The 6,392-nt window shown below is 69.6% G+C and carries 6 protein-coding genes; 1 reads left to right on the forward strand and 5 read right to left on the reverse strand.

The genetic code is table 11. The annotated features are described in order from the left end of the window. Positions 1-140: 140 nt before the first annotated feature. The 3 genes from thrB to lysA form a co-directional block, all read right to left on the reverse strand. On the reverse strand, positions 141-1,076 hold the full coding sequence (thrB, locus tag RTM68_RS04445) for a homoserine kinase (protein ID WP_312168622.1): 936 nt from the start codon (positions 1,074-1,076) through the stop codon (positions 141-143). Then, positions 1,073-2,380 (reverse strand): homoserine dehydrogenase, encoded by a 1,308-nt coding sequence (locus RTM68_RS04450; RefSeq protein WP_194764281.1) that lies wholly within the window; start codon positions 2,378-2,380, stop codon positions 1,073-1,075. The genes thrB and RTM68_RS04450 overlap by 4 nt, the downstream gene beginning before the upstream one ends. Before the next feature lie 63 nt (positions 2,381-2,443). Further along, positions 2,444-3,862: a diaminopimelate decarboxylase gene (lysA, locus tag RTM68_RS04455; protein WP_312168624.1), complete on the reverse strand. Its 1,419-nt coding sequence runs from the start codon at positions 3,860-3,862 to the stop codon at positions 2,444-2,446. A gap of 202 nt (positions 3,863-4,064) precedes the next feature. Here lysA and RTM68_RS04460 point away from each other — a divergent pair, with 202 nt between their 5' ends. Continuing rightward, positions 4,065-5,069 carry a YihY/virulence factor BrkB family protein gene (locus RTM68_RS04460; protein WP_312168626.1) on the forward strand — a complete coding sequence of 335 codons (1,005 nt, stop codon included), beginning with the start codon at positions 4,065-4,067 and terminating at the stop codon, positions 5,067-5,069. A gap of 3 nt (positions 5,070-5,072) precedes the next feature. Here the strand turns inward: RTM68_RS04460 and RTM68_RS04465 are convergent, their stop codons facing one another. After that, the gene (locus RTM68_RS04465) at positions 5,073-5,915 is read right to left on the reverse strand and encodes a DUF2993 domain-containing protein (RefSeq protein WP_312168628.1); all 843 of its coding nucleotides are present in this window, start codon (positions 5,913-5,915) and stop codon (positions 5,073-5,075) included. Between the two features lie 36 nt (positions 5,916-5,951). Continuing rightward, positions 5,952-6,392, reverse strand: a 441-nt coding sequence (locus RTM68_RS04470) for a DALR anticodon-binding domain-containing protein (RefSeq protein WP_312168630.1), incomplete at its 5' end; no start/stop codon positions are given.

Consider the following 6,392-nt stretch of genomic DNA (forward strand, 5'->3'; position numbering starts at 1 on the left):
CGCGGTCGCACGGGCCGGCACTCGGTGTCGGCAAGCCTTGTCACCGGGCCGTCGAAGAGAACTGAGCTCTCAGAAGGATCAGTGCATCAGGGGTTCACGTGCGGGTCTTGCAGAGTTGCAATGGGGCCAGATTCACGCAGTTACGTGGAGCCCTCCGCTCGGTTCCCCACTGTACCACCACGCACGTCGACTGCGAGCAGCAGCGCCTCCCACGGGGTGTCGGTGGTCGTCTCGGCCAGTTCCACGGCTTCCTGACGACTCCCCGGGCCGTCGGCCAGCACGAGCACGCTGGGCCCTGCACCCGAGACGACGGCGGCGAATCCGGCGCTCCGCAGCGTCTGCACGAGACGCTGTGTCTCGGGCATGGCCTCGGCGCGGTAGTCCTGGTGCAGTCGGTCGGCGGTGGCGTCGAGCAGCAGCTCCGGGCTCTGCATCAGAGCTGCGATCAGCAGAGCCGATCGCGAGACGTTGAACACCGCATCCTCCGTCGAGACGTGCGGCGGCTGCAGCGACCGCGCCTTCGACGTCGACATCGTGTACGACGGCACGAGCACCAGCGGCGAGACGCCGCGGTGCACGAGGAGCTTCTTGTGCTGCGGACCGCGCTCCCCCACCCATGCGATCGTCAGTCCGCCGAACAGCGCCGGTGCGACGTTGTCGGGGTGCCCCTCGATCTCGGTGGCGAGTCGCAGCATGTCGGCATCGCTGATCTCGACATCGCCCTCGAGCAGCCCCTTGGCCGCGAGGATCCCGGCGGTCACGGCGGCTCCCGAGGATCCGAGACCCCGACCGTGCGGTACGCCGTTCTCCGCGACGATCCGGAGACCCGGAACAGGGCGCTCCACATCCGCGTAGACATGCGCGATCGTCCGCACGATCAGGTTCGACTCATCGCGCGGGATCTCGCTCGCGCCCGAGCCGGTGACCTCGATCTCCAGTTCCCCCGCGGGGAGCTCGGTCACGAGCAGTGTGTCGTAGACGCTGAGCGCGAGCCCGAGGGTGTCGAACCCCGGGCCGAGGTTGGCGCTGGTGGCCGGTACGGTCACCTCGACCGTGCGCCCTGTCGCCACCGTCACTCGCCTTCCACGCGCAGCACGGAGACCACGCGCTCGACGACCGAGCTCTCGGCCAGTGCGGCCACGGTCTCGCTCAGGGCCTGATCGGTGGCTCGGTGGGTGCCGATGACGAGGCGCGCGGTGGTCTCGTCCTCCCCCTCGACGGTCTGCACCACGGTCGCGACCGAGACGCCGCCGTCGCTGAGGATTCCGGCGACCGTCGCGAGCACGCCGGGCGCATCCGACACCTCGAGGGTGACCTGGTAGCGGGTCGTGACGTGTCCGATCGGGACCACGGGCAGATTGGCCCGCGTCGACTCTCCGACGCCGACCCCGCCGGCGATGTGACGACGAGCGGCCGACACGACGTCGCCGAGCACGGCGGATGCGGTCTGCACTCCGCCGGCACCTGCGCCGTAGAACATCAGGGATCCGGCGGCCTCGGCCTCGACGAACACCGCGTTGTTGGCGCCGTGCACGGCGGCGAGCGGGTGGCTCTGCGGGATGAGCGCCGGGTACACGCGCACCGAGATCGACTCGGTGCCGTTCGCCTCGATGCGCTCGCACACGGCGAGCAGCTTGATCACGAAGCCCGCCGCACGAGCCTCTTCGATCATCGATGCGGTGACCGAGGTGATACCCTCGCGATACACGGCGTCGAGCGGGACCGCGGTGTGGAAGGCGAGGCTGGCGAGGATCGCGGCCTTCTGCGCCGCGTCGAAGCCCTCGACATCGGCGGTCGGGTCGGCTTCGGCGTATCCCAGACGCTGCGCGTCGGCGAGCACGTCGCCGAAGTCGGCGCCCTCGGTCTCCATGCGGTCGAGGATGTAGTTGGTCGTGCCGTTCACGATGCCCATGATGCGCACGACGCGGTCGCCCGCGAGCGAGTCGCGCAGCGGTCGGATGATCGGGATCGCTCCGGCGGCCGCGGCCTCGTAGTAGACGGATGCGCCGACACGGTCTGCCGCTTCGAAGAGCTCGGGGCCGTGTGTGGCGAGGAGCGCCTTGTTCGCCGTGACGACATCGGCGCCGGATCCGATCGCCTGCAGGATGCTCGTGCGGGCGGGCTCGATGCCGCCGATGAGCTCGATCACGATGTCCGATCCGAGGATCAGCGACTCGGCGTCGGTCGTGAACAGCTCCTTCGGCAGATCGGTGTCGCGAGGGGCGTCGAGGTTGCGCACCGCGATGCCTGCCAGCTCGAGCGATGCGCCCGCGCGGTCCGCGAGCTCGTCGCCGTGGCGCAGCAGGAGTGCGGCGACCTGGGAGCCGACCGCTCCGGCGCCCAGCAGCGCCACGCGAAGTCGTCGGTACTCAGTCGTCATTGCTTCTCCTTCGGAGGGTGGTTCGGTGATGCATCACCGGATCGCGCGGGTCGCGGATCCGACTCAGCGGTGTCGTGTCTCTGCCGCGGCCCGGTCGACCCCGACATCCCGCGACAGCACATCGGCGATGGTCTCGCCGCGCACGATGACTGTGGATCGTCCGTCGCGCACCGCCACGACGGGCGGGCGGGGAACGTGGTTGTAGTTGCTCGCGAGCGGTGCGCAGTAGGCGCCCGTCGCGGGAACCGCCAGCAGGTCTCCGGGCGTCACGTCGCCGGGGAGGTACTCATGATCGACGACGATGTCGCCCGACTCGCAGTGCTTGCCGACGACGCGGCTGAGCTGCGCCGCCCCGACTCCGGTCCGTGAGGCGAGCCGTGCCGAGAACTGGGCTCCGTAGAGCGCCGTGCGAGCGTTGTCGCTCATGCCGCCGTCGACGCTGATGTAACGCCGCGTGCCGGCCGATCCGAGATCGACGTCCTTGATGGTGCCGACCTCGTAGAGGGTCACCCCTGCGGTCCCGACGATGGCACGCCCGGGCTCGAACGACAGCGCGGGAACGGCGATTCCGCGCGCCGCGCAGCCCTCTGACACGGCCGCCACGATCTCACCGGCGAGCGTCTCGATGGGCGTGGGGTCGTCGACGCTCGTGTACGCGATGCCGAATCCGCCGCCGAGATTGAGCTGCGGCACGGGGCCGCTGTCGAGCAGAGCGGCGTGGAGCTCGAGGACGCGCTCCGCGGATTCACGGAATCCTGCGACTCCGAAGATCTGCGAGCCGATGTGGCAGTGCAGGCCGGCGAACTCCAGGCCGTCGATCTCGCGGATCCGCGCAACTGCCGCCTCCGCATCCGGGAGAGGGAAGCCGAACTTCTGGTCTTCGTGAGCGGTGGCGAGGAAGTCGTGTGTCTCGGCGTGCACGCCGCTGATCACGCGCACGAGTACGCGCTGCGTCGCGCCTGTCCGCGCGGTGATCGCCGCGAGCCGCTCGATCTCGATGGCGCTGTCGACGATGATCGTGCCGACACCGACCTCGACCGCGCGGGCGAGCTCTGCCACGGACTTGTTGTTGCCGTGGAACCCCAGAGACGCCGGTGCGACGCCGGCGGCCAGAGCCACCTCGAGCTCACCACCCGTGCACACGTCGACGCGCAGTCCCTCATCGACGACCCAGCGCGCGACCGTCGTGCTGAGGAACGCCTTGCCCGCGTAGTAGACCTGCGCGGTGGTGTCGTGGTCGACGGCAGCCGCATCGAACGCGGTGCGGAAGGCACGCGCCCGTGCACGCACCTCATCCTCGTCGAGCACCAGCAGCGGAGTCCCGTAGGTCTCGGCGAGGCTGGCCGCGGAGATGCCGGACAGGGTGAGCGCGCCGTCGGCGGTCCGCCCGGCGGATGCCGGCCACACCGCTGCGGGGAGGTCGTTCACGTCGTCGGGCACGACGAGCCATTCCGGGGCGAGCGAATCGGCAGGGGAAAGCAAGGGACACCAATCGTGGGACGGTCTCGGCGCGAGGGCGCAGCGCGAGGTTGACCCGATTCTAGGGCACCGGGTATGCCGCATCCGTCATGGTGACCCTCCGCGTCAACCCCCTTCGGACGCCTGTCCTCGCCTCGTAGGGTAGGTGACGATGAGTACCGACAGCGCGCCCCAGAAAGCCCAGAGTCCTGGTCCGATCGCGCGCGTGAGCGCGAAGGCGATCCGCTGGGCGCTCGAGCGCCGGCCGGTGCGCGCCTTCCTTCTCTACAGTGAACGCCGCGGCGCCATGCTCGCCGACAGCGTCACCTACCGTGCGTTGTTCAGCGTGTTCGCCGGAGTACTGCTCGGGTTCTCGATCCTGGCGCTCTGGCTGGCAGGCAACCCTGACGCGTGGAGGGCGATCATCGACGCCGTGCAGTCTGTCGTTCCCGGCCTGATCGGCGACGACGGAGTGATCGACCCCGACGATCTGCGCGTTCCGCTGTCGCTGTCGATCGCCGGAATCGTCTCGGCGGTGGCGCTCACGGGCTCGGCGCTCAGCGCGGTCGGCTCGCTCCGCACCGCGGTGCGCGTGATCGCAGGAACCGCTCAGGACGACATCCTCTTCATCTGGGTCCTGCTGCGCAACCTCCTGCTCGCCGTCGGCGTGGCGGTGCTCTTCATCGCGTCAGCGGCCGTGACCTTCGTGGGCCGGCTCGGCATCACCTGGATCACCGGGCTGCTCGGACTCGACGAGGACTCGGCGGTCGCCACATGGAGCGTTCGCATCGTGTCGCTGCTCGTGGTGCTGGCGCTCAACACCGTGCTGGTCGCCGGTGTCTTCCGCCTGCTCTCCGGAGCCAGCGCGTCCGCGAAGTCGCTCTGGACGGGGGCACTCATCGGCGGGATCGGCCTGCTCGTGCTGCAGGAGCTCTCGAGTCTCTTCATCGGCGGCGCGACGAGCAATCCGCTGCTGGCGTCGTTCGCCTCGCTGCTGGCGCTGCTCATCTGGCTCAATCTGTCGACCCAGGTCATGCTCATCGCCTGCGCGTACATCGTGACGTCTGAGGACGAGCGGCACGACAGGGTGCACGCCCGATTCGGCGCGAAGACCTTCGAGCAGCGGCGCGTGCAGCGCGCCGAAGCCGAGGTCGCGCTCGCCACCGCGACGCTCAGGACCGCTCAGGAAGCGGAGCGCGCAGCGCGCGGGGTCGAGCCGAAGGCCGACTGACCGTCAGCTCTGCGGGCAGACGCCGGCCTGCTGCAGGCTCTCGTCGGTGACGATCGCGCCGTCGACGTCGACGTCGATCACGGCGACGCTCCCGTCGATCTGCAGGTCGGTCAGCGTGAGACCGGCCGGGAGCCGGTCGGCGATGCAGACCCGCTGCGTCTGAGTGAGGTCGGCGCCGAGCGCACCGAGCGAGGATCCGACCTGTTCGGCGTCGATCTCCAGCCCGCCGACCGAGAGCCCGACCGGGGTGAGCTCGAGGTCGCCCTCCGCGACGCCGGGCGTCACCGTGAGCGAGATCGGGATCGCGACTCCGAGCACGCTGACGGACCCCGACACCGTGGCGTCAGGCGCCTCGAAGGCGACGGTGTCGACCGGAAGCTCGGTTCCGGAAAGGAGTTCCGTGAACTGGGACTCGTCGATCCGGATCGTACCTGCAGCACCGTCGAGGTCGCCTCCGCGCAGCGGCACTCCCTGTGCAGTGACATCGACTGCGCCGGTGATGCCCTCGAGCGTGACCGAGTCCGTCGAGAGGTGCAGGTCGTCGAGGCGACCGCCGATGAGCTGCGGCAGCAGGATGCCGTCGGCCTGCACGTCGAGCTGCTGGTCGGCAGGAAGGTCGAGCTGCTCGATCACGATCGACCGTACGACGCCGGGGAGCACCGCTCGCGCGATGAACTCCGCGGCGACGACGAGCACCGCCAGAACGACGAGCACCATCGCGATCACCCACGGCCAGCGCTTGCGACGGCGCGGCGTGGGCGCATCCTGTCCCTCACCGGGGATCACGAGCGTCGGATGCTCGGAATCGGCGGCAGGGTAAGGCAGCGTGTGGTTGTCGTCGCTCATGGTGCCATCCTGCCGTACCGGCGAACGGCCGATCGACTACATCCGCTCGGGTGCCGACACTCCGAGAAGGTCGAGGCCGTTGCGGAACACCTGTCCGGCCGCGTCGTTGAGCCAGAGGCGCGTGCGGTGAACGGTCTCGATCGGGTCGTCGCCCTGCGGGATCACGCGGCAGTTGTCGTACCAGCGGTGGTACAGACCCGCGAGCTCCTCGAGGTAGCGCGCCACGCGATGCGGCTCACGCACCTCTGCCGCGAACGCGACGATGCGCGGGAACTCCTGCAGCGCCCCGAGCAGGGCGGCCTCGGTCTCGTGCGTGAGGGTCTCCGGGGCGAACTCCGAGCGGTCGACACCCGAGTCACCCGCATTGCGCGCGACGTTGTGGGTGCGGGCGTGCGCGTACTGCACGTAGAAGACGGGGTTGTCGTTCGTGCGCTTCTGCAGCAGCTCCGGGTCGAGAGCGAGCGGAGAATCGGCAGG

Origin of the sequence: Microbacterium sp., from assembly GCF_031988965.1 — a bacterium.
Classification (GTDB): domain Bacteria; phylum Actinomycetota; class Actinomycetes; order Actinomycetales; family Microbacteriaceae; genus Microbacterium.

Excerpts from the sequence above, each read along its gene's own strand:
- RTM68_RS04450 (WP_194764281.1), bottom strand. The coding sequence starts at position 2,380 with ATGACGACTGAGTACCGACGACTTCGCGTGGCGCTGCTGGGCGCCGGA.
- RTM68_RS04465 (WP_312168628.1), bottom strand. The coding sequence starts at position 5,915 with ATGAGCGACGACAACCACACGCTGCCTTACCCTGCCGCCGATTCCGAG.